Here is a 22731-nt window from a genome sequence, read left to right as displayed (position 1 = left end):
GCAATGGCCGGTGATCTGCCCGGTCATGACTGGGTGCCCCAGCGTCTGACCGTGCGCTTTTCGATATTCACAAAGATCAGGTTTTCGATGACAAGCCCGACCATGATGATCACCACCATCGTGGCAAAAACCCGGTCTGTGCGCAGCCAGTCGCTGTTTTCAAACACCATGGCGCCAAGCCCGCCCGCGCCCGAGACCGCGCCAAAGATCAGCTCCGCCCCGATCAGGGTGCGCCAGGCAAAGGCCCAGCCAATCCGCAACCCGGTCAGGATCGACGGCAGGGCGGCGGGCACCAGCACCAGACGCATCAGGCCCAGACCCGACACGCCGTAATTCTCACCCACCATCACCAGCGTCCGGCCCACGGCGCCAAACCCCGCCAATGTGCTGAGCGAGACCGCCCAGACGATGGAATGGATGGTCACAAACACCAGGCTCGGCTCCCCGAAGCCGAACCAGAGCGTGGCCAGAGGCAACAGCGCAATCGCCGGCAAAGGCTGAAAGATGGATGTGATCAGCGACAGGAAATCGCGGCCCAGACGGCTGGCCGAGGCCAGGATCACCAGGATCGCCGCCAGCGCAATGCCAAGGGGATATCCGAAAAACAGAATACGGAAGGAAAACCAGGCTTTCACAAAAATCTCACCGGACAGGGTGACGTCTATCAGCGCAGCAAACGTGCTGGTGAAAGACGGGAACAAAAGCGGGTTGACCGACCCTATGGTGGTATAGATCTCCCACGCGGCAATCAGGATCACGATGACCAGCGCCTTGCGCACGGCCTCGCGTTCCATAATCCGCCGAAACAGGCCCAATTCGACATCCAGATCAACGCCCTCGGGCGCGCGCAGATCCTCGACAACGAAATCGGGACGGTCCGGGATTTGGGTGCTGTGTGATTGCATCATCAGGCCCTCGTCATGCCCCAGCGTTCAATGGTCGCTTTCTCAACGCCCCGGAAAAGGACGTTTTCAACCAGCACGCCGATAAAGATGATGGCCAGCAACCCGGCAAAAACGCCCGCAGTCTGGCTTTCCATCTGGGAGCGGAAAATGAACCAGCCCAGGCCGCCGGCATCGGTGGTTGCAGAGCCCGAAAACCCGCCCCCGCTGACCTGCCCGCCAAAGACAAGCTCGGCCGCCATAAGCGTGCGCCATGAAAAGGCCCAGCCGATCCGAAGGCCCGACAGAATGGTGGGAAAGGCCGCCGGAACAAGGATCAGCGCAATATAGCGCGGGCCTTTCAACCCATAATTGCGCCCCATCATACGCACTGTCGGGCTGATCCCGCGAAACCCGGTCATGGTGTAAAGCGACACCGGCCAGACAATGGAATGCAGCAGGGTGAAGATGATCGCCCCATCCCCCAGCCCGAACCAGATCATCGCCAGAGGCAGCAGGGCAATCGCCGGCAACGGATTCAGCATCGCCGCCATGGTGGTCAGAAAATCCGAACTGAACCGATAGGCGACCGCAAAGCCCACCAGAACGGCGGAAATCATCAGCCCGATCGCATAGCCCAGCAACAATGTCTGGATCGAGTTCCAGACCGCGCGCGGAATGATGCCCGACACAACCCCGTCCACAAAGGCCGCAAGCGTTTCCGAGGCGCTTGGGATAATGATATCGGGCACGCTGAACAAGACGACAACCGCCTCCCAGAACAGGCCCAGCAGCAAAAGCAGGGTCAGCTTGCGGGTATTGTCCATCTCCCACAGGGTGACCAGAAAACTGCGCCGGATCGAGATATCCAGAGACCCGATCGACGGAAGCTCCGTGATCTCGCGATCCGGGCGGGACATCTGCGGTCTATCGCTCACGACACATCCTCTTCCTCATCCAGACCTGCGGTCACAAGCGCATGAATCCGCGCCTTGAAGGCACCGAATTCAGGGCTGGAGGCGTTCAGATGTGAAAACCGGCTGGCATCAAGTTCGGCGCGCACCTGCCCGGGATGCGCCGACAGAATAAGAATGCGGCTGCCCAGGATAATCGCCTCGTCAATGGAATGGGTGACAAATAGCAATGTGAACTGATTGGCCTCCCAAAGCTCCAGCAGTTCCTCCTGCATCTGCAGACGTGTCAGCGCGTCAAGCGAGGCAAAAGGTTCATCCATCAGCAGGATGTCGGGCTGCATCGCCATTCCGCGGGCAATCGCCACACGTTGTTTCATGCCCCCCGACAGGGTGTGCGGGAAGGAATCGGCGAACCGGTCAAGCTTGACCTTGGAAATGAAACTTTCGGCGATGTCGCGCGCCTCGGATTTCGATGACACCCGACCGCCCTGCAACAGCGCAAACATGATATTGCCGCGCACCGTATGCCAGGGCAGCAACTGGTCAAATTCCTGAAACACCATCACCCGGTCCGGGCCGGGCCGATCCACTTTATGGCCTTTCAGCAGGATATCCCCGGCAACCGGGTGCAGGAACCCGCCAACACCTTTCAGAAGGGTCGATTTCCCGCAGCCCGAGGGCCCGAGGATGATATAGCGTTCGCCTTCGTAAACCTGAAAATCGACCTGATAGGTGGCAGTGACGATCCGCTCGGTCGTCTTGTACTGGATCGTCAGCCCCTTGACGTCGAGCAGCGGTGACATGACACCCGGATCAGAGGTCTGGGAAAGTGCAGCCGACATAGTTGTCTCTCCATCGCATTGGCATGCTGGGCCTGTAAGGTCCAATCGACGCGGTAAACCGAAGGCAAAGGGCCCCGCCCCGAAAGGCGGGACCCTCCGTCGGGAGGAAGCAATTAATTTCCGTCGAGCGCGTGATTGCTTGGCGTGAACAGATCCTGCCAGGATGGCAGCGGCCGCAGATCCCCGAATTCAGACAGGAAATCACCATAGGCCTGAATGCCAACCGGCACGGTTGAGAATGTCACATCCCCGTTCGTGATCAGACCGGTGGCCTCGTCGGCAGGCTGGCTTGAGCCGGTAAAGCGCACAAACAACTCGCCCGCTTCGGCGGGGTTCGCATTGATCCAGTCAATGGCATCGCTGACCCCGTCAACAAAGGCCTGGGCCACAATCGGGTTTTCTTCCCGGAAGGTTTCGGACCCCATCATCACAACACCGGTATGGGGCGCGCCGAAAATCTCATAGGAGTTGATGATTTCGCGTGCGCCCGCCTCCATCTCCCGCAGGGTGAAAGGGGGCGTTGCAAAGTGAGTCTGGACCGGCTGATTGCCGGCAATCATTGCCTGGGCCGCCGCCGGATGCGCCATGGAAACCATCAGATCGTCAAACCGCGTATGATCGTCATACAACTGCTGCGACAACATCTGCATAATGATGTACTGGTTCGAGGTTCCGATCGACGGCACCGCGATCTGGTGATCCCTGTGGGTCTGATAATCCTCCACTTCCTGAATATCCGGGTCAATGGTCAGCAGGCGCATGGGCGCGCCACCGGTGGCCAAAGCCGCGCGGAATTCGCCATCGGTCCGCGACCACAGGGTCAGCGCGGGCGGGATGCCCATACCGGCGAAATCCGCCTCCCCCGCGATCAGCGTTCTCAGGGTGTTGCTGCCCCCGCCGATCTGAAACAGCTCGACATTCAGGTCTTCAATGCCGTTTTCAGCGGCATGCGCCTCGATCAATCCATGATCAATGGCGACATGGATCGGCAAAAACACAAGCCCGAACTGCTGAACAATCTTAAGTGTATCGACCTCGGCCTTGGCGACGGTGGTGACAGACAGGGCGGCGGCAAGCGCAGTGCCCGCCGCAATAATTATCTTGCGAAGCATCAGGTATCCTCCCTTATTTTGTGCCGCCACGTCCCGGAGTTTTTATCGGGTTACGTCGACCGCATCCTATGTATCAAAGATAGCGCAACACTCAGAAAAGAGTTTTCGTTTCGCGATTGATCAGCATATGATTTTGGATTATTTTTGCTTAGTTAACCAATCATGAGAAAAATTATGATCAACATTGATGAAATTGACAAAAGAATACTCAGGTTAATGCAGTCAGACGCAACATTGCCGATTCGTGAAGTTGCCGAGCGGGCCGGCATCTCTCAGGCCCCCTGCTGGCGCAGGATCAATGCGCTGAAGGAAAGCGGGGTCATCATGCGGCAAGTGGCCGTACTGGACCGTCATCTTCTGGGCTTTGACCTGACCGCCTTTGTCAGGGTGAAACTGTCTGAGCTGACCCAGGCCAAACTGGAAGAGTTTGAAGTCAGCGCAATCAACCTGCCGGAGGTGCAGGAGCTACAGCTTATCTCAACCGAAAACGCATATCGGTTGCGCGTGGTCGTGCCCTCGATCGCGGCCTATGAGAATTTCTTTCGCAACAAGCTTGGGCGCCTGCCCTATGTCGAGGATGTGGCGGCGGCATTTGTTGTGTCAGAGCCGAAATATGCGATGGAACTGCCCATATAACCAACCGCCCGACAATCGATCGCCCGACAATCGACCGTCCGGCCAGGCTCCTGCCTGCAGGCGGTGTAAGCGTGATGCCCATGGTTCTGGAAACGATGCGCCGTCGCAATGATCGAATGGCGTCCCCGGCATATGCAGGAAACCTGATGTCCATAATATGGACACTCCTTCCGTGACATTAGACGCTTGAACGCTTTTGCACTTTATTGCTATGGATATATAAAGACAGCGCGATCATCCCGGCCCCGGAAGGTGACCACAATATGGACACTCTCGACGCAACCTTGCCAGCACCCACAGGCGCGCAGAGCGTTGACAGGGCCTTTCAGGTGCTGCGGCTGATTGCGGCGATGCCCGAAGGGGCCTCGATCAAATCCGTTGTGGCGCAAAGCGGGTTGAGCCGTCCGACCGTCTACCGGCTGATCGCCACATTGCTGCGCAACGGGTTTGCAGTGCAGGACCCGGGCAGGAAAACCTACACCATCGGTCCCGCCGCCCTGACATTGGCCCGGACCTCCACAAACGGGTTCAGCCCGCTGGATGCGGCATTGGGCAGCCTGATGCATCTTTCGGACCTGTCGGGCGATACCAGCTTTTTCTCAATCCGCGAGGGCGCGTTTTGCGCCTGTCTGCACCGTGAAGAGGGCAGTTTTCCGGTCCGCACCCAGGCGTTGCATGTCGGGGAACGCCATCCTCTGGGGGTTGGCGCCGGTGCCATGGCCATTCTTGCGGCGCTGGATCAGGATCAGGTCGACACGGTCATGGCGCTGAACCGGGATCTGCTGGCGCGCCGGTACAAGACATTCACCCCGGCATATTTCGACACCGAGATTGCCGCCGCCCGACACAGGGGCTGGTCCCTGAACCCGGGCCTGCATTTCGCAAATTCATGGGGCATTGGCGTGGCTGTGAAAGACCGGGAGGGCGCGGTGATCGGCGCCTTGTCGATCGCGGCCATAGATTCACGCCTGTCAGACGCGCGGCAGGCGGAACTGGCCAGGGCCCTGCAGATCGAAGCCGACACTGTGACGAAGCGGCTGGATATCATCCGGCCATAGAGCCAATACCATACATTTAAGGGAGAACAGACATGACCCAGGATCCAGTCATCGCAGGATGGGCGCATACGAAATTCGGAAAATCCGAGGCACCGGATGTCTATGACCTGATTGCCGAGGTCACACCCCAGGCGCTGGACCATGCCGGGATACCCGCAAGCGAGATCGACGGGGTGTTTGTCGGCTGTTACAGCAACGGCTTTTCGGTGCAGGCGTTCGAGGCCGCCCTGCCCGCCATGGCCATCGACGATCTGCGATACGCCCCCGCCGCAAGGCTGGAAAATGCCTGCGCCACCGGCTCTGCCGCGCTTTATGCCGCGGCCGATTTCATTGCCGCGGGCCGGGGCCGCACCGCGCTGGTGGTCGGGGCCGAAAAGATGACCCATGTGTCGCCGATCGAGGCCGGACAGTCGATGCTGTCAGGATCATGGCGGGCAGAGGAAGCGGTGGATGCCAACAGTTTCGCCGATATTTTCGGACGTGTCGCCGGAACCTATTTTCAGGCCAATGGCGATCATTCCGAAGAACTGGCGATGATCGCGTCCAAGAACCACCACAACGCGATGAACAACCCGTTTGCACATATGCAAAAGCCGTTTGATATCGGGTTCTGCAACACGCCGTCAGATAAGAACCCGGTTGTTGCGGGCCCGTTGCGGCGCACGGATTGTTCGCTGATCTCTGATGGGGCTGCGGCGATTGTTCTGGCCTCCCCCGATCTGATCGACGATCTGCCGCGCGCCATCAGCTTCCGGGCACGGGCGCAATCCAATGACATTCTGGCCCTGTCCCGCCGCGATGCCACGGCCTTTGAGGGCGCACGCCGGGCCTGGCGCAACGCCCTCGGGGCGGCCGAGATGACCCTGGACGATCTTGATCTGGTCGAAACCCATGATTGTTTCACCATTGCCGAGCTTATCGAATATGAAGCGATGGGTCTGGCCGAACGGGGACAGGGCGGCCGGGTGATCCGTGATGGCGTCACCCAGATGACGGGCCGCCTGCCGGTCAATCCCTCGGGCGGGTTGAAGGCGCGCGGGCATCCCCTGGGGGCCACGGGCGTGTCACAGCATGTGATGGCCGCGATGCAACTGACCGGCGATGCCGGCGACATGCAGGTTCCACAGGCCAGCACTGCGGCTGTGTTCAATATGGGTGGCGTGGCCGTTGCGAATTACGTGTCGATCATGGAGCGCCGGAAATAATGCAGCCCAGTTCCTCGGCGGTCTCGAATATTGCCCATTTCCTGACCAAGAATGCCGCCCGCCTGCCCGACCATCCCGCCATTATCTGGGGCGATCAAAGCTGGACCTGGTCTGAACTGGACGCCCGCGTTTCCGCCCTGGCGGCGGGAATGCGCGCGGAACTGGGCATTGGCAAGGGGGCGCGTATCCTTTTGCAACTGCCCAATGGCAATGAGATCACCGAGGTGATGCTGGCCGCATACCGGCTTGGCGCCATCTGGGTGCCAACCAATTTCCGTCAGGCCCCGGGTGAGATTGCCTATGCCGCCGAAAAATCCCGCGCCGATGTGATGATCTGCGACCCGGCCTATGGCGCCCATGCAAGGGCCGCGCGTGAGGCCGCACCCAGCCTGAGCAATGTGATCTGCACCGGAGACAGCGATTTCGGTCTGCCATATGAAAAGCTGATTGCCCGCCATATGGGCACCCATGTGAAAAACACCGCCGTTGACTATCACGATCCCTGCTGGCTGTTCTTCACCTCCGGCTCGACCGGCAAACCCAAGGCGGTGGTGCTGACCCATGGCCAGATCGGGTTTACGATTGTCAATCATTCCGCCGATCTGATGCCGGGCACCACGGAACAGGATGCAAGCCTTGTCATTGCGCCTCTGTCCCATGGCGCGGGCATGCATCAGATGGTGCAACTGGCCACCGGAACCGCCAGCGTTCTGATGCCCTCGGGCGCGTTTGACCCGGCGGTTGCCTGGCAGTTGATCGAACAGCACCAGGTTTCAAACCTGTTTTCCGTTCCCACGATCCTGAAAATGATGGTCGAACACCCTGCCATCGACCAGTTTGACCATACCAGCCTGCGCCATGTGATCTATGCCGGGGCGCCGATGTATCGCGAAGATCAGAGTCTCGCCCTGCAAAAAATCGGCCTGGTGCTGGTGCAATATTACGGTCTGGGCGAGGTCACCGGCGCGATCACGGTCCTGCGGCCGCAGGACCATGTGATCGGTGACGATGCGCCAGAGCGGGCCGGCACCTGCGGGGTGGAACGGATGGGTGTCGAAGTGTCGATCCAGGACGAGGATGGAACCGACCTGCCCCCGGGCACCGCCGGGGAGATTTGCGTGAAAGGCCTGTCGGTCTGCTGCGGCTATCTTGAGGATGATGCGGCCAATGCCAAATCGTTCCGCAATGGCTGGTTCCTGACCGGCGATATCGGCTATCTTGATGAAAACCGGTATCTTTATATCAGCGGTCGGGTGTCGGACATGTATATTTCCGGCGGCTCAAACGTCTATCCCCGTGAGGTGGAAGAGGTGCTGCTGACCCATCCGGCCCTCTCGGAGGTGGCGATTTTCGGCATCCCTGACGAGAAATGGGGCGAGGTCGGGCTGGCGGTTCTGGTGACATCCTCCGGGCAGGATGTGTCTGAAGAAACCCTGCGCGCCTATCTGCAACCGCAACTGTCCCGCTACAAGCAACCTGCGCGATACCTGTTCCTCGATGAGATGCCAAAGACGGCCTATGGCAAGGTCACCAAGAAATTCCTGCGCGATGTTCTGACCGAAAGGGGCGTTCTATGAGCCGCCCGCCCCCGAAACCCGGGGCGCCCGTGCAACATCCCGGCCCCATCGCCACAGACCGCACCCCGCATGCGTATTGTCATGCGTTTCCAATGACGGTTGAAATCCCCGCAGGGCAGCCTTTGACTCAGGTTCTGGGCAAGGCGGCAGAGGCCCATGGCGCGGAAACCGGGTTTTTCTATATTGACGGGCTGGACCTGGCCCCGTTCACCTATGTATCCCCTGCGGTCTCACCCGATGACCGTCACGCCGCCTGGTACAGCGATGAACGCCACAGGCAGGCCACACGGATCACGGATGGGATCGTCGTTCTGGGCCATAAGGAGGGGGACTGGTTTCTGCATATTCACGCCGAACTGCCGGAAGACCCGGAAACCGGTCAGCCCTGTGATCTGGGGCATTTGCTTCCCCATACGGTGATGGCATCCAAACCCTGTCGGCTGCATGGGGTGGGTGTCAAAGGTGCCGCTTTCGTGGCCGCGTTCGAACCCGAAACCGAGTTCACCCTGTTTCGCCTTTACAAGACCCGCGACAGCGCGCCGTCCGACGCCAATGCGATCCTGACCACGATCGCACCGAACGAGGATGTCTGCCATGCGCTGTCCCGTCTGTCATCAGGGCTTGACCAGGGCGAGGCGAAGGTGATCGGCCTTGGCAGTCTGATCACGGCCGCGTTCCATGACGCCCCGCCGATGACCTCGCCCATTTCCGAGATATTCTTTGGGAAGCAGGCGCAGATCAACGCGGATGGCACCGCGCATTTGCCGGTGAAATGTGCAAATGCAGCGCGGGACCTGCATTTCGGATGCCTGAAACCGGGGGCGGCCCCGTCGCTGATTACGGTCGAAACCCTGATATGGACCCCGGGGCTGACGTGATCCTTCGGGGCAGAGCTTGCGGAACATGCCCCGAACCGCAAAGACATGCGCCTTCATGTCCCGGCTGCAGGATACCCGGCTGACCGGTCCGCTCAGGGCTCCCGGAATACCGGGCAGGCACAGGCCATGTTCCCGGTCAGAAAATGGGACGCAACCGGAAGAGGAGCCGGCCCCTCTATCCGTGACTGTGGCACATATTGCGTGCGAAAACCCGTTCTGCCGGGGATATCGTTTCTGCCATTCGCGAAGCTTTATGATTTTTGGCACAGTGCTCCGTTGATTTTGTCTACGCATATCAAGAACTTCAAATGATCATTGATGCAAGGACCGCCCCGTTAAATGACTGTCGGATACGGGATGAGCGGATTTCCCTGAGCGAGGAACAGCCCAGCCTGGAATATTCCCAACACCTGCGGGACATGCAGCGCAATTTTCCAGTGGTCGGCGAAAGCTCTGTCCGGCACAGGCTTGATACCGGGGCAGAACCGCGGACCGGGGCGCGCGCAACAGGGGGGATCGCCGTTGGAAACCTGGCCTGCCGAGTACCATATATGCACACCGGGCGCCATATCGCCCGGACCGGATCGTGGCAGCCTATCGCATATCCATTGCCGGGTTGCGCGCTGCCGGATGATCAGCCCCGGAAGCCCATGACAAAATTAACCGCACGTCACCATTTGAAATGATTGCCTTTCCGTTCAATTTGATGCTTTTCTATTGAACTTCGGGATATTTCAGAATGGCAGATTTATAAGTCTAGTCATAATAAGAGAGTGTAGCGCCATTTGCCAACGCCACATGGAGAGCTTTTCTTTGACCACGACATTTCGCGACATTAAAGCCGATGTTCTTGACCGGATCGCCAATGGAGACTGGGGGCCAGGTGTGGCCCTTCCCAGCGAGATGGAACTGGCAAAGACATATGGATGCGCCCGTGCCACCGTGAACCGCGCCTTACGCGAACTGGCCGAGGAAGGCCTGCTGGACAGAAAGCGCAAATCAGGAACGCGCGTGCGCATGACCCCGACCCGACGCGCCCGTTTCGACATTCCGATCACCAGGCGTGAGGTTGAAAACCGTGGCGAGATTTACCGCTATGCCCTTGTCTGGAATGAAGAAAAAACAGCTCCCGGCTGGCTTGCCGCCCGGATGGGGCTGAACACCGGCACCCCGGTGCAGCATATCATCTGCATGCATTATGCCGATGGCAACCCGTTTCAATATGAAGATCGCTGGATCAACCTGCTGGCCCTGCCACAGGTCCGCGACACCAATTTCAGCACTGTCAGCCCGAATGAATGGCTGGTCGCGACGATTCCGTTTTCCGATGCTGAAATCGGATTTTCATCGGTGTCCGCAGATGAAAACCTGTCGCGGCATCTGGGCTGTGCGGAACAGGATGCGCTGTTCCAGATGGATCGCTCCACATGGTTTGAAGGTAAGCCGGTAACCTTTGTCAAACTGTACTTTCAGCGCGGCTATCGCATGGCCACAAAATATTAGGCAGCGTACTTACAAAGAGCTTCACGTTTCCAGCCTGTTATGATTCATTTCCCGCAAGACAATATGCGGAGCAGTGGAATGGCGCGGTCAGATTTGAGCGATTTGGAGTGGGAGTTCATCAAAGCAGTGCTCCCAAATAACAGCCGAGGGGTTAAGCGTGTCGATGATCGGCGTGTGATCAATGGCATCTTCTATGTCTTGCGCACAGGCATCCCGTGGCGCGATTTGCCCGATCAATACGGCCCCTACACAACGATCTACAACCGTTTCAACCGATGGACTTATGCGGGCATTTGGGATCGGGTAATGGAGGCGGTCGCCGATGCGCACAATATCGACACCGTGATGGTGGATGGCACATCGGTTCGGGTTCACCATTCTGCAGCGACGCTCAAAAAAACGACCCGCGTCGTTGCATGGGCCGGTCGCGGGGTGGGTTAACCACGAAAATACATGCACTTACCAATCAGGACGGGTTGCCGATCCGCTATGAACTGACGCCGGGCCAAGCCCACGATGCACCCCCATGCGAACAGCTTTTGGACGGGCTGCAACCTGGCCAATACGTTCTGGCTGACAAGGCATATGACGCGGATTGGATCCGCAAGATGATCTGGGAACAGGGCGCCATCGACGTCATCCCGTCCAAATCCAACCGCAAACTGCCCGCCGAGTTCGACGTCGATATCTATCGCGAGCGCAACAAGATCGAGCGGTTCTTTGGCCGCCTCAAAGCTTCCTTCCGCCGTATAGCCACCCGATACGAAAAGACATCTGCCAACTTCTTGGCGATGATCAAACTCGCATCCGTCAGGCTATGGTGCCAGTTTTATGAGTCCGCTGCCTAAAGCGAAATCGTTTAATATGAATTAAAATCCTCTGCCTCTCGATCAGCAAACTGCTGATCTCGAATGCGAATTTCGATGAGCGATGGCGCAGATTAAAACGATTTCGCTCTAGCCTCTGAAGACCGTCAGGACGGGTCCTCGGACGATCGGATTTCGGCCATCAGATGGTGGAATTTCTCTCCCTGGATGGCAACATGATCCCGCAGCAGGTTTGCGGCCTCTTCGCTTGCACCCTCTTTCAGGGCGCGCACAATCATCTTGTGCTCTTTCATGGATTGCTCAAGGCGACCGCGAAACTGCAACTGCATTCTGCGGTAGGGTTTCAGCCTTTTCTGAAGCCGCAATGCCTCTTCCTGCAGGGGGCGATTGCCGGATTGCACATAGATGATCTGGTGAAAGCTGGCGTTATGTCCGTAATAGGCACTCACATCCGCAGCCTTGATCGCAGACTGGCATTTCAGATTGGCCTGTTCCAGGTCGGCAATCGCATCGTCAGAAATGCGCTTGGCGGCCAGTCTGCCGCACGCGGCCTCTATCTCGGCCATGTATTCAAAGCTTTCCAGAAGCTCCATCGGCCCCGGCTGGCGGACGAAAACACCCCGCCGGGGAATTTGTTCAACCAGCCCTGATACGGATAATCTTTGGAACGCTTCCCTGAGAGGGGTTCTGGACACGCCGAACTTCTGGGCAAGTCTGATTTCGTCCAGACGTTCGCCATCTCCGAACGCTCCGGTAAGGATCATCTGTTCCAGATCCCGAAAGATCACTTCGGCACGTCGAATTTCCATACAGATAGCATAGTGAGATTCAGGGCCGTGTTCAAGATTGTCATTATTGTATACAAGATTATTGACCTAGGATACATATTCACCCTATGCTTTCCCATCTGGACCAGAATCAACTGTGGCCAGAAAGGGAGGAAATGATGAAGACCCATCTCAAAATGGCTGCTTTGGCAGCGGCAATGACTGTTGGTACAGCCCTGGCTGCCGAGGAATTGCGCCTTTCACATCAATGGTCGAACCAGGATGTGCGTCATCAGGTTGCGCAAATGGTTGCTGACCAGGTTGCCGCGGCCGATGTCGATCTGGACATCACGATTTTCGGGTCCCGGTCACTGTTTGCACCCCGCGAGCAGTACAATCCGCTTAGCCGCGGCCGTCTGGACATGACGATTCTGCCGCTGTCCTACGCAGGCGGTCAACGGCCCGCCTATAACCTGACCCTGATGCCCGGCCTTATTCGCAACCACGAACATGCCGCCCGTCTGATTGAATCGCCCTTTATGGCGGCCCTGGAAGAGATCATGGCCGAAGATGATGTCATGGTTCTGGTGCATGGGTATCTTGCCGGTGGCTTTGTCGGTGTCGATGGCTGCATCACCAGCCCGGAAGATGTGGCCGGCTTGCAGACCCGCGCCGCCGGGCGTGCCTTTGAGGAGATGCTGGCAGGCGCCGGCGCATCCATCGCCTCGATGGCATCATCGGAACTCTACAGCGCCCTGCAGACCGGTGTGCTTGACGCGGCCAACACCTCATCCTCGTCTTTCGTGTCCTATCGCATCTATGAGCAGGTGGAATGCTACACGCCCGCCGCGGATGTCGCCTTGTGGTTCATGTATCAGCCGCTGCTGATGAACAAGAGCGTGTTCGAGGGTCTGAACGAGGAACAGCAGGCGGCCCTGCTGGAGGCAGCCGCAAATGCACAGGCGTTCTATTTCGAAGAGGCCGTTTTGCAGGATGCCCAGTCCGAAGAGGTGTTCCGTGAGGCAGGGGTCGAGATTGCCCGGATGACCGATGAAGACTTCGCCGCATGGCAGGCTCTGGCGCAGGAGACCTCTTACGCCAACTTTGTCGAAAACACGCCGAACGGCCAGGACCTGCTCGACATGGCCCTGTCTGTCGAGTGATCCGACAACCGGGATGACCCTTTGCCGGGGTCATCCCATTTCATAAAAGGGGAGGACTCCATGGCTGGTCAAAGCTCAGCAAAGGAATTTGAGACGGGTGGAAACCCATTTCTCAAATTCATCGGCACCTTATCTATGATTTCTGGCTGGCTCTCTGCCGCGATGATCGTCATTGCCGTCGCGATCACATGCCAGATGATCTTTATACGCTTCATCCTGAACCAATCGACGATCTGGCAGACGGAAGCGGTGATTTATCTGGTCATCGGCGCAACGCTGATCGGGCTGCCTTATGTCCAGAAAGTGCGCGGGCATGTGAATGTCGATCTGATCCCCCTGTCCCTGCCAAAATCAATCCGGTTTGGTCTGGCGGTTGTCACGCTGACGGTGTCCATGGCGATTGTCGCGGTGATGTTCTGGCATGGGTATGAATACTGGCACTTCGCCTTTGAACGCGGCTGGCGGTCCGACACGGTCTGGGGCCCGCCGCTCTGGATTCCCTATATGGCGCTTCCCCTGGGGTTCGGCCTGTTCTTCTTGCAGCTTCTTGCTGATCTCATCGCAATTCTACTGAAGGTCGACAAACCTTTCGGACTGGAGGACTGACCCATGGACCCCCTGCTTCTTGGCGCCCTTGTCGCCTTCTTCACCATATTTGTTCTGTTTTCCGGGGTTTCGGTCGCGGTCGGGCTTCTGATCGTATCGGGCGGGTTTCTGATCGTGTTTGACGGGGTCCAATCGCTGGAACTGATGCCGGAAATCTTCTTCGGAAAACTGGACAACTTCGCCCTTCTGTCGATCCCGATGTTCATCATCATGGGCGCATCCATTGCCTCGACACGGGCCGGGGCGGACCTTTACGAGGCTCTGGAACGCTGGCTGACCCGGGTTCCCGGTGGTCTGGTCATCTCCAACCTTGGCGCCTGTGCCCTGTTTGCGGCAATGTCCGGTTCCAGCCCGGCAACCTGTGCCGCGATCGGCAAGATGGGCATCCCGGAAATGCGCAAACGCGGGTATCCCGATGGCGTGGCGGCCGGTTCGATTGCTGCGGGCGGCACCCTTGGCATTCTGATCCCCCCTTCTGTGACGATGATCGTTTACGGCATCGCCACGGAAAGCTCGATCGGCCGTCTGTTTCTGGCAGGTGTTCTTCCCGGTCTGATGCTGGTCGGCCTGTTCATGATCTGGTCGCTCTATTCCACGGCCAAATCCGGCAACACCAAACAGTTGAGCGCCCGGTCCTATTCCTGGCGGGAACGCTTTGAGATCCTGCCGCGTGTGCTCCCCTTTCTGGTGATCATCGTCGGCGTGCTCTACGCCATGTATGGCGGGATCGCGACACCATCGGAAACCGCGGCGGTTGGCGCCCTGATGTGCCTGATGATCGCTGTTGTTCTCTACAAGCTGTGGAACCCCCGCGATCTTTGGGCCGTGCTGCGTGACAGCACCAAAGAAAGCGTCATGATCCTGTTCATCATCGCGGCGGCGGGTGTGTTTTCCTACATGCTGTCAAGCCTGACGATCACCCAGTCCATCGCCGAATGGATCGGGACGCTGGATGTGAACCGCTGGGTTCTGATGGGGGTCATCAACGTGTTCCTGCTGATCGCCGGGTTCTTCCTGCCCCCGGTGGCGGTGATCCTGATGGCGGCCCCGATCCTGCTGCCGATCATCACCGTTGCGGGGTTTGATCCGATCTGGTTCGCGGTTGTTCTGACCATCAATATGGAAATCGGCCTGATTTCACCGCCGGTGGGTCTGAACCTCTATGTGATCAACGGAATCGCACCTGATATCCCGCTGAAAACAATCCTGAAAGGCTCCCTGCCCTTTGTGGCCTGTATGGTGATTGCAATCATCCTGCTGTGCCTGTTCCCCGGCATCGCAACCTGGTTGCCCAATGTCGTCATGGGAGTTGCGGTATGAGCGCCCTGGCCGACATGCTGTCGACCATTTTCGAACGCCGTTATCGCGGCGTTCGGGAAGCCGACCGCGACAACCGCAGCATGGAAGAACTGGCCCATGATCTGCTGGGCAATTCCGGTGAAATCTCCGGCGGGCTGGTCGCACGGCAGATACTCGATCGCTACGCGGCCTTGAGCCAGGATGAGAAACGGGCCTTTTTCGAATTCGTGACCCATGGGCTGGAGATCAGCCCGCAAACGGTCAGAGATACGCTGGAAGCCTATGAAAAAAAGCCCTCGAAGGCCAGCTACCGGGCCTTTGCGGCGGCCTGTGAACCGGGGCGGCAGGAATTTGCGCGGCGCCTGAACCGGGTGCCGGGGGCGACCGGCAAGCTGGTCGATATGCGCCATGACCTGCTGCGGCTGTTGAAAGAGCACAAGAACCTCGAACCTCTGGATGTGGATTTCCACCATCTCTTCGGCTCCTGGTTCAACCGTGGCTTTCTGGTTCTCAGACCGATCAACTGGGACAGTTCAGCCAGTATTCTGGAAAAGATCATCGAATATGAGGCCGTCCACGCGATTGACAGCTGGGATGATCTGCGCCGGAGGCTGAAACCCTCGGACAGGCGATGCTTTGGCTTCTTCCACCCCTCGATGTCCGACGACCCGCTGATCTTTGTGGAGGTGGCCCTGACACGGGGCGTTCCCAATTCGGTGCAGGGGCTTCTGGCCGATGAACGCGAGGCGATACTGGAAGAGGATGCCGATACCGCCGTTTTCTATTCAATCTCCAACTGTCAGGCGGGTCTGGCCGGGATCTCTTTCGGAAACTCGCTGATCAAGCAGGTGGTTTCCGATCTGTCCCGCGACCTGCCCAATCTGAAAACCTTTGTCACCCTGTCACCGATCCCCGGTCTCAACAAATGGCTGGGCGGAAGCCAGATTTCCCTTCTGCCACGGGACGACCACAAGGCGCTTGCGGCCCATTACCTGCTGGAGGCGAAACGCCCCGACGGCTTTCCCGTTGACCCGGTGGCCCGGTTCCATCTGGGCAATGGCGCGCAGATCCATGCAGTCCATGCCGATGCGGATACCTCCGATAACGGCATGCGGCAATCCAACGGGGTGATGGTCAATTATCTCTATGATCTCAACCAGATATCGCAGAACCACGAAAAATTTGCAGCCGAAAAAGAGATAACCGCATCGCATGACGTGCGGACGCTGAGTGCAACTGTAAAAACCAGTCAGGGAGACTGAACATGGCCAACCCGCTTTTCGACACACTTTTCGGTCAGCACATTGGAAAAGACACGGCTTTCCTGCAACTGGCCGATGAAACCGTCATCACACATGACAGCTTTCTCAAAATGACCGCGCGATTTGCCCATACATTCACGCAGATCGGCGCGAAACCCGGCGACAGGGTCGCGGTACAGATCGCCAAATCTCCCGACGCGCTTGCGGTATATGCGGCCTGTGTGCAGGCGGGGCTTGTGTTTTTGCCGCTGAACACCGCCTATACCAGCGACGAGGTGTCTTACTTCGTGGAAAACAGCGAAGCCCGCATTCTGCTATGCGATGGCAAAAACGCCGAGGCCTATGCCACGATTGCGAATGCCACCGGTGTCATTCTGGAAACCATGAATGCCGATGGCACCGGGTCCTTTGCGACCCGGGCCAAAGACATGCCCGAGACATTTGCCACCGTGGGCCGGGATCTCGATGATCTGGCCGCGTTTTTGTACACTTCGGGGACAACCGGGCGCTCCAAGGGGGCGATGCTGACCCAGGGCAATCTTCTGTCCAACGCGCAGGCATTGGCGGCGGAATGGCAGTTCACTGCAGATGATGTGCTGCTGCATGCCCTGCCGATCTTCCACACCCATGGCCTGTTTGTCGCAACCAATATCTCGCTGCTGGCCGGTGGAAAGATCATCTTCCTGACCAGGTTCGACCTGGATGTCATGCTTGATCTGATGCCGCAGGCAACAACCATGATGGGGGTGCCGACCTTCTATACCCGTCTGCTTGGGGATGAGCGTTTCACCCGCGCGCTTGCGGTGCATATGCGGCTGTTCATCTCTGGCAGCGCCCCGCTTCTGGCGGAAACCCATGTGCAGTTCGAAGAGCGGACAGGCCACCGGATTCTCGAACGCTACGGGATGACCGAGACCAATATGAACACCTCAAACCCCTATGCGGGGGAACGGCGGGCAGGCACCGTGGGCTTCCCCCTGCCCGGGATCGAGGTGAAGATCACCGACAGCAACACCGGCGAGGCCCTGCCCGTCGGTGAGATCGGCGAGATCGAGGTGCGCGGGCCGAACGTGTTCAAGGGCTATTGGAAGATGCCCGAGAAGACCGCCGAGGAGCTGCGCGAAAACGGGTTCTTCATCACCGGCGATCTGGGCCGGATCGACGAGGATGGATATGTGCATATCGTCGGGCGCAACAAGGACCTGATCATCTCGGGCGGGTATAACATCTACCCCAAAGAGATCGAACTGGTGCTGGATGATCAGCCCGGAGTGCTGGAAAGCGCCACCATCGGCGTGCCGCATCCCGATTTCGGGGAAACCGTGGTCGGGGTTCTTGTGGCCGAAGACGGCGCCGAGCCGGATCTGGAGGCGATCAAGGCCAGCATCGGCAAATCCCTTGCCCGTTTCAAACATCCCCAACGGTTGATGGTGGTGCCGGAACTGCCGCGCAACACCATGGGCAAAGTCCAGAAAAATGTCCTGCGGGATCAGTTTTCGGGGCTTTTCGCGAAATAAACCAGGTTCCGCGTGTCCTGACCTCTCCCCTGGCTGCGCGTGACAGTCGGGGCCTCACGGCCCCGACTCCTTTCCTTCGATGCAGGATCAAGACCATTTCCAGCTCTCACACATCTTCTCACACACCGCGCCAGAGTTTTGTCTTTGTTATCCTGGGCCCGCCCGGGTCCGGCAAGGGCACACAGGCACGACGCATGGCCGATACATTCGGCCTGACCCAGCTTTCAACCGGCGATCTTCTGCGCAAGGCCGTTGCAAATGGCACACCCGCCGGTCTTGCCGCCAGGGCCGAGATGGAGGCCGGCGCCCTGGTCAGCGACGATATCGTCATCGCGGTTCTGAAAGACGCCCTCGCCCGCCCGGATGGCAAGGACGGGGTGCTTCTGGACGGGTTCCCGCGCACAATCACTCAGGCAAAGGCCCTGGATGCGCTGTTGACAGGGGACGGAAATGCCATTGCCGCAACGATCAATCTGGTTGTCGATGATGACGCGATGGTTGCGCGTATTTCAGGCCGGCATAGCTGTGCCAGATGCGGCGAAGGCTACCACATCACGTTCAAACGCCCGGCGGTGGAAGGTGTCTGCGACATCTGCGGATCGACCGGCTTCAAACGCAGGGCCGATGACACCGCCGAAACCGTGCGGGTCCGGCTGGTGGAATATCATGCGCAGACAGCCCCGCTGATCGAATATTACGATATGTCGGATGTCCTGTTCTCGATCCCCGCAATGGGTGAGATCGCCGATATCTCAGACCGGATCAAAGCCGTGATCGCGGCAAAGATGCAGGTTTGAAACAGCGCCGACCGATCCTTGTTTCCTTCGCTGAATTGCGCGCTTTGCAAAAGCGCAATCAAAGCATGCTTTCCGTCTGTGATTTCCATCCATGACCTGCCGCCATTGGCCACTGGCCATATCCATGAAACCGGTTGGCCCTACCGGCCTGTGCGCAGTTCTGTTTGACCGGAGAAACCCCCGGAAAGACCGGCCCGTCCGATCCATGGAGACAGACACATGAAAATGACCACCGAAGAAGCTTTTGTGAAAGTCCTGCAACGCCACGGGATCGAACATGCCTTTGGCATTATCGGGTCGGCGATGATGCCGATCTCTGATCTTTTTCCCCGGGCGGGCATCATGTTCTGGGACTGCGCCCATGAAGGCAGTGCCGGGATGATGGCCGATGGCTACACCCGGGCCACGGGCAGAATGTCGATGATGATCGCCCAGAACGGCCCTGGCATCACCAATTTCGTCACCGCCGTGAAAACCGCCTATTGGAACCATACGCCCCTGCTTCTGGTCACACCCCAGGCGGCCAACAAGACCATCGGGCAAGGCGGGTTTCAGGAAGTCGAACAGATGAAACTGTTCGAGGATATGGCCGCCTATCAGGAAGAACTGCGCGACCCGTCCCGCGTAGCCGAGGTGCTGACCCGGGTGATCGCCCAGGCCAAACGGCTTTGCGGCCCCGCCCAGATCAACATCCCCCGCGATTTCTGGACCCGGCTGGTCGATATCGACATCCCCGACCCGATCACGTTCGAGGCCAGCCCGGGTGGCGAAAACTCGGTCCGGGAGGCCGCCGCCCTGCTCTCTGCCGCTGAAAACCCGGTGATCCTGAATGGCGCGGGCGTGATTCTGGCCGACGCAATCGCCGTCTCTGCCACCCTGGCAGAACGCCTGACCGCGCCGGTCTGCGTCGGCTACCAGCATAATGATGCCTTCCCCGGCGCACATCCGCTTTTCGCCGGGCCGCTTGGCTATAACGGCTCCAAAGCCGCGATGGACCTGATCAGGGATGCCGATGTGGTGTTGTGTCTGGGCACAAGGCTCAACCCGTTCTCCACCCTGCCCGGCTATGGGATGGAATACTGGCCGGCTGAGGCCAAGATCATCCAGGTCGACATCAACCCCAACCGGATCGGTCTGACCAAGAAAGTCACCGTGGGCATCGTCGGCGATGCCGGGAAAGTGGCCCGGGGCATTCTGGAAAACCTCTCGGACAGCGCAGGCGATGCCGGGCGGCAGGACCGCAAGGACAGGATCGCCAAAACCAAATCCGCCTGGGCGCAACAATTGTCGTCGATGGATCATGAAGATGATGACCCCGGCACAAGCTGGAATGACCGCGCCCGCCGCGCCAAGCCGGACTGGATGAGCCCGCGCATGGCCTGGCGCGCGATCCAGTCCGCCCTGCCGCGCACGGCGATCATCTCATCGGATATCGGCAATAATTGTGCCATCGGCAACGCCTATCCCTCCTTTGAAGAGGGGCGCAAATACCTTGCCCCCGGCCTGTTTGGCCCCTGCGGTTATGGCCTGCCCGCGATTGTGGGCGCCAAGATCGGGCAAGCGGATGTGCCGGTGGTGGGCTTTGCCGGTGACGGGGCGTTCGGCATCGCGGTCAATGAGCTGACGGCGATCGGGCGCGGGGAATGGCCGGCGATCACCCAGATCGTTTTCCGCAATTATCAATGGGGGGCCGAGAAACGGAACTCCACCCTGTGGTTCGAGGATAATTTCGTCGGCACCGAACTGGATGAAGCGGTGTCCTATGCCGGGATTGCCACAGCCTGCGGGCTGAACGGCGTGGTGGCCCGCACGATGGAGGAGCTGACAGCCGCCCTGAGCCAGGCGATTGAGGATCAGATGACACATGGCAAGACCACGCTGATCGAGGCGATGATCAATCAGGAACTGGGGGAGCCGTTCCGCCGCGATGCGATGAAGAAACCGGTGACAGTGGCAGGGATTGATCCGGCAGATATGCGCCCGCAGACCGGGGCGTGACCGATGGCTGAGGGCTGGATCCTGACACTGAATGCAGGGTCATCCTCCCTCAGACTGGCCGCATTCGGGCCCGATGCGACCCCGCGCGCAACCCGGACCCTGCGCGAGATCGCGGTGGCCGGGATCCCGCAATCGCAGCTGGCCGCCGAGATTGACGATCTGGGGCAGGACGGCCCGCCCGCCCTGATCGGCCACCGGATTGTGCATGGGCTGGACATGACCGCGCCTGCGGAACTGACCCCGGAGGTTTTGGCCCTTATCGACCGGGCATCGGCCTTTGCCCCCCTTCACAACCCGCCCGCGCTTGCCATGGCGGCCCTTTGCGCCCGGCTTTATCCTGCGGCCCGGCATGGCGGCTGTTTCGACACGGCCTTTCACGCGCAGAACCCCGATGTCGCGACCACGATCCCGCTTCCAAAGGCGCTGCGCGATCAGGGCATGCGGCGTTATGGCTTTCACGGGCTGTCCTATGCCTCTGTTCTGCGCCGGTTTGCCGCCGTGACGGGCCAGCCCCTGCCCCGCCGCGTGCTTATGGCCCATCTGGGCGCAGGCGCGTCTCTGGCGGCTGTTGTTGACGGGATTGGCGTGGCGACCACAATGGGGTTTTCGCCCATGGACGGGCTGGTGATGGCCACACGCGCGGGCGCAATGGACCCGGGCGTTCTCTTTCACCTGCTGCGGCAGGGGTACAGCGCAGACGCGGTGGAACAGATGCTGAACCGCGAAAGCGGGCTTCTGGCGATGGCGGGCTCCTCCTCGATGAAGACGCTGCTGGACAGCAATACGCCAGAGGCCAAGGCGGCGGTGGATCATTACTGCTATTGGATCACCCGGCATGCGGGCGCGATGATCGCCGCGATGGGCGGGATCGACGGGCTGGTTTTCACCGGTGGCGTCGGAGAAAACGCCGCCCCGGTCCGCCAATACGTGGCAGATGCCCTTGGCTGGACCGGATTGGACCCGGGCAATATCTGGGTGACTGAAGCGGATGAAGAGGGCGAGATCGCAAGCTCAATGCGCGCGCTTTTCGGACAGGCCGGGTTTCGGTCGCCCTGAAACATCCCCGCCTGACCTTCCACCCACGACCCTTGGTTCGCGCTGGATTCGGTTCGCTGTTCAGTCCCTGTCCGAACTGAAACGGTGGGTTCCCCCATGGCATGCGGGCGACGTCTCGGGTCAGGGCCTCACATGGCCAGGGCGCGACCCGTTGACATCGACGACCCGCCTATCCATGGCCGATCTCCATGAGCAATTGCGCCGTCTTCACCTGCCTGCAATAGCCTTTGATTGTCTCAAGCGAATTGTCATGGCGGGCCTGGGTGTATGTCATGCAGGCGTCGGTCACCTGGGTCACCAGATAGCCCAGATCACAGGCATCCCGGATCGCGCTTTCGACGCATTGATCGGTGACAAGCCCCGAGATCACCAATTGCTTCACGCCCAGATTGCGCAGCACATAATCAATATGGGTCGAGACAAAAACCGAAGACGAGGATTTGGGGAAGACGATTTCATCCTCGCCCGGGGCCAGTTCGTCAATCACCTTGCCGTCCCAAGACCCCTTGGGCACGTTGAAGCCGGTAATCTTGTAGTCCAGCGACCGGTCGCGCCCGTCCTTGGTCAGGCTTTCAATGGTGGTGTAAAGCACCTCGATCCCTGCTGCGCGCGCGCCCTTCTGAAGGGCCTGCATATTGGGCACGACACGCGTTTTCAGTTGATCGAAGAACCACCCGTATTTCGCGTCGAACTCTGCATCTGACAGCCCGCCAAACTCTGCCCCATCCCGGTGTGCGGCAAAGTTCTGAACGTCAATGAACAGCAGCGCCGATTGATCGGGTTGAAGAGGAATATCGCGGGTCATCTGCATCATTATCTGGGCTTTCCGGTGG

At 59.1% G+C, this 22731-nt stretch carries 20 protein-coding genes and 1 pseudogene; 15 read left to right on the top strand and 6 right to left on the bottom strand.

Features of this window, described 5'->3' with window-relative positions; all coding sequences use genetic code 11:
• Window positions 1–23 precede the first annotated feature (23 nt).
• From E2K80_RS03575 to E2K80_RS03560, 4 genes are all read right to left on the bottom strand, one after another.
• Window positions 24–908, bottom strand: coding sequence for an ABC transporter permease (locus E2K80_RS03575; protein ID WP_168193089.1), 885 nt, complete (start codon window positions 906–908; stop codon window positions 24–26).
• The gene (locus E2K80_RS03570; RefSeq protein WP_210405422.1) at window positions 908–1819 is read right to left on the bottom strand and encodes an ABC transporter permease; all 912 of its coding nucleotides are present in this window, start codon (window positions 1817–1819) and stop codon (window positions 908–910) included. The genes E2K80_RS03575 and E2K80_RS03570 overlap by 1 nt, the downstream gene beginning before the upstream one ends.
• On the bottom strand, window positions 1816–2637 hold the full coding sequence (locus E2K80_RS03565) for an ABC transporter ATP-binding protein (RefSeq protein WP_238475643.1): 822 nt from the start codon (window positions 2635–2637) through the stop codon (window positions 1816–1818). Before E2K80_RS03565 ends, E2K80_RS03570 begins: the two co-directional genes overlap by 4 nt.
• Window positions 2638–2750: 113 nt before the next feature.
• The gene (locus tag E2K80_RS03560) at window positions 2751–3749 is read right to left on the bottom strand and encodes an ABC transporter substrate-binding protein (RefSeq protein WP_135372847.1); all 999 of its coding nucleotides are present in this window, start codon (window positions 3747–3749) and stop codon (window positions 2751–2753) included.
• 162 nt (window positions 3750–3911) lie between these two features.
• Between E2K80_RS03560 and E2K80_RS03555 the strand changes: the two genes are divergently transcribed.
• From E2K80_RS03555 to E2K80_RS03525, 7 genes and pseudogenes are all read left to right on the top strand, one after another.
• The gene (locus E2K80_RS03555; RefSeq protein WP_135372845.1) at window positions 3912–4385 is read left to right on the top strand and encodes an Lrp/AsnC family transcriptional regulator; all 474 of its coding nucleotides are present in this window, start codon (window positions 3912–3914) and stop codon (window positions 4383–4385) included.
• A gap of 263 nt (window positions 4386–4648) precedes the next feature.
• Window positions 4649–5443, top strand: coding sequence for an IclR family transcriptional regulator (locus E2K80_RS03550; protein WP_135372843.1), 795 nt, complete (start codon window positions 4649–4651; stop codon window positions 5441–5443).
• A gap of 32 nt (window positions 5444–5475) precedes the next feature.
• A complete protein-coding gene (locus E2K80_RS03545; protein WP_135372841.1) occupies window positions 5476–6648 on the top strand; it encodes an acetyl-CoA acetyltransferase in 1173 nt (390 codons plus the stop codon).
• Window positions 6648–8225 carry an acyl-CoA synthetase gene (locus E2K80_RS03540; protein WP_135372840.1) on the top strand — a complete coding sequence of 526 codons (1578 nt, stop codon included), beginning with the start codon at window positions 6648–6650 and terminating at the stop codon, window positions 8223–8225. The genes E2K80_RS03545 and E2K80_RS03540 overlap by 1 nt, the downstream gene beginning before the upstream one ends.
• Window positions 8222–9103 (top strand): hypothetical protein, encoded by an 882-nt coding sequence (locus tag E2K80_RS03535; protein ID WP_135372838.1) that lies wholly within the window; start codon window positions 8222–8224, stop codon window positions 9101–9103. The genes E2K80_RS03540 and E2K80_RS03535 overlap by 4 nt, the downstream gene beginning before the upstream one ends.
• Before the next feature lie 813 nt (window positions 9104–9916).
• On the top strand, window positions 9917–10606 hold the full coding sequence (locus tag E2K80_RS03530) for a UTRA domain-containing protein (RefSeq protein ID WP_238475642.1): 690 nt from the start codon (window positions 9917–9919) through the stop codon (window positions 10604–10606).
• A 39-nt stretch (window positions 10607–10645) separates the two neighbouring features.
• Window positions 10646–11454 (top strand): annotated as a pseudogene (locus tag E2K80_RS03525) (IS5 family transposase).
• A 125-nt stretch (window positions 11455–11579) separates the two neighbouring features.
• Here the strand turns inward: E2K80_RS03525 and E2K80_RS03520 are convergent.
• Window positions 11580–12242 (bottom strand): GntR family transcriptional regulator, encoded by a 663-nt coding sequence (locus E2K80_RS03520; protein ID WP_135372834.1) that lies wholly within the window; start codon window positions 12240–12242, stop codon window positions 11580–11582.
• Window positions 12243–12379: 137 nt separating this feature from the next.
• Between E2K80_RS03520 and dctP the strand changes: the two genes are divergently transcribed.
• From dctP to E2K80_RS03480, 8 genes are all read left to right on the top strand, one after another.
• Window positions 12380–13363 (top strand): TRAP transporter substrate-binding protein DctP, encoded by a 984-nt coding sequence (gene dctP / locus E2K80_RS03515; RefSeq protein ID WP_135372832.1) that lies wholly within the window; start codon window positions 12380–12382, stop codon window positions 13361–13363.
• Between the two features lie 60 nt (window positions 13364–13423).
• Window positions 13424–13969 carry a TRAP transporter small permease gene (locus E2K80_RS03510; RefSeq protein ID WP_135372830.1) on the top strand — a complete coding sequence of 182 codons (546 nt, stop codon included), beginning with the start codon at window positions 13424–13426 and terminating at the stop codon, window positions 13967–13969.
• A gap of 3 nt (window positions 13970–13972) precedes the next feature.
• Entirely contained in the window at window positions 13973–15289 is a 1317-nt protein-coding gene (locus E2K80_RS03505) for a TRAP transporter large permease (protein WP_135372828.1), read from the top strand.
• Complete coding sequence (locus tag E2K80_RS03500) at window positions 15286–16530, top strand: malonyl-CoA decarboxylase (RefSeq protein ID WP_135372826.1); 1245 nt, start codon at window positions 15286–15288, stop codon at window positions 16528–16530. The genes E2K80_RS03505 and E2K80_RS03500 overlap by 4 nt, the downstream gene beginning before the upstream one ends.
• Window positions 16531–16532: 2 nt before the next feature.
• Window positions 16533–18047, top strand: a complete 1515-nt coding sequence (locus tag E2K80_RS03495; RefSeq protein WP_135372824.1) for a malonate--CoA ligase — start codon at window positions 16533–16535, stop codon at window positions 18045–18047.
• A 95-nt stretch (window positions 18048–18142) separates the two neighbouring features.
• Window positions 18143–18844: an adenylate kinase gene (locus tag E2K80_RS03490; protein WP_135372822.1), complete on the top strand. Its 702-nt coding sequence runs from the start codon at window positions 18143–18145 to the stop codon at window positions 18842–18844.
• Window positions 18845–19063: 219 nt separating this feature from the next.
• A complete protein-coding gene (gene xsc / locus E2K80_RS03485; RefSeq protein WP_135372819.1) occupies window positions 19064–20842 on the top strand; it encodes a sulfoacetaldehyde acetyltransferase in 1779 nt (592 codons plus the stop codon).
• Between the two features lie 3 nt (window positions 20843–20845).
• Window positions 20846–21898, top strand: coding sequence for an acetate/propionate family kinase (locus E2K80_RS03480; RefSeq protein ID WP_135372817.1), 1053 nt, complete (start codon window positions 20846–20848; stop codon window positions 21896–21898).
• Between the two features lie 169 nt (window positions 21899–22067).
• Here E2K80_RS03480 and E2K80_RS03475 read toward each other — a convergent pair whose 3' ends face one another.
• Window positions 22068–22709: an isochorismatase family cysteine hydrolase gene (locus E2K80_RS03475; protein ID WP_135372815.1), complete on the bottom strand. Its 642-nt coding sequence runs from the start codon at window positions 22707–22709 to the stop codon at window positions 22068–22070.
• Window positions 22710–22731 lie beyond the last annotated feature (22 nt).

The sequence above is a fragment of the Rhodophyticola sp. CCM32 genome, from assembly GCF_004751985.1.
Lineage (GTDB): Bacteria > Pseudomonadota > Alphaproteobacteria > Rhodobacterales > Rhodobacteraceae > Rhodophyticola.
Note: the sequence above shows the minus strand (reverse complement) of the source record. Positions and strands in the feature narration are given on the sequence as shown.

Bases quoted from the DNA above. Each gene is read 5' to 3' on its own strand.
- E2K80_RS03575 (WP_168193089.1), bottom strand. From the start codon at position 908: ATGATGCAATCACACAGCACCCAAATCCCGGACCGTCCCGATTTCGTT.
- E2K80_RS03565 (WP_238475643.1), bottom strand. From the start codon at position 2,637: ATGTCGGCTGCACTTTCCCAGACCTCTGATCCGGGTGTCATGTCACCG.
- E2K80_RS03560 (WP_135372847.1), bottom strand. From the start codon at position 3,749: ATGCTTCGCAAGATAATTATTGCGGCGGGCACTGCGCTTGCCGCCGCC.
- E2K80_RS03555 (WP_135372845.1), top strand. From the start codon at position 3,912: ATGAGAAAAATTATGATCAACATTGATGAAATTGACAAAAGAATACTC.
- E2K80_RS03550 (WP_135372843.1), top strand. From the start codon at position 4,649: ATGGACACTCTCGACGCAACCTTGCCAGCACCCACAGGCGCGCAGAGC.
- E2K80_RS03545 (WP_135372841.1), top strand. From the start codon at position 5,476: ATGACCCAGGATCCAGTCATCGCAGGATGGGCGCATACGAAATTCGGA.
- E2K80_RS03540 (WP_135372840.1), top strand. From the start codon at position 6,648: ATGCAGCCCAGTTCCTCGGCGGTCTCGAATATTGCCCATTTCCTGACC.
- E2K80_RS03535 (WP_135372838.1), top strand. From the start codon at position 8,222: ATGAGCCGCCCGCCCCCGAAACCCGGGGCGCCCGTGCAACATCCCGGC.
- E2K80_RS03520 (WP_135372834.1), bottom strand. From the start codon at position 12,242: ATGGAAATTCGACGTGCCGAAGTGATCTTTCGGGATCTGGAACAGATG.
- dctP (WP_135372832.1), top strand. From the start codon at position 12,380: ATGAAGACCCATCTCAAAATGGCTGCTTTGGCAGCGGCAATGACTGTT.
- E2K80_RS03510 (WP_135372830.1), top strand. From the start codon at position 13,424: ATGGCTGGTCAAAGCTCAGCAAAGGAATTTGAGACGGGTGGAAACCCA.
- E2K80_RS03505 (WP_135372828.1), top strand. From the start codon at position 13,973: ATGGACCCCCTGCTTCTTGGCGCCCTTGTCGCCTTCTTCACCATATTT.
- E2K80_RS03500 (WP_135372826.1), top strand. From the start codon at position 15,286: ATGAGCGCCCTGGCCGACATGCTGTCGACCATTTTCGAACGCCGTTAT.
- E2K80_RS03495 (WP_135372824.1), top strand. From the start codon at position 16,533: ATGGCCAACCCGCTTTTCGACACACTTTTCGGTCAGCACATTGGAAAA.
- xsc (WP_135372819.1), top strand. From the start codon at position 19,064: ATGAAAATGACCACCGAAGAAGCTTTTGTGAAAGTCCTGCAACGCCAC.
- E2K80_RS03480 (WP_135372817.1), top strand. From the start codon at position 20,846: ATGGCTGAGGGCTGGATCCTGACACTGAATGCAGGGTCATCCTCCCTC.
- E2K80_RS03475 (WP_135372815.1), bottom strand. From the start codon at position 22,709: ATGCAGATGACCCGCGATATTCCTCTTCAACCCGATCAATCGGCGCTG.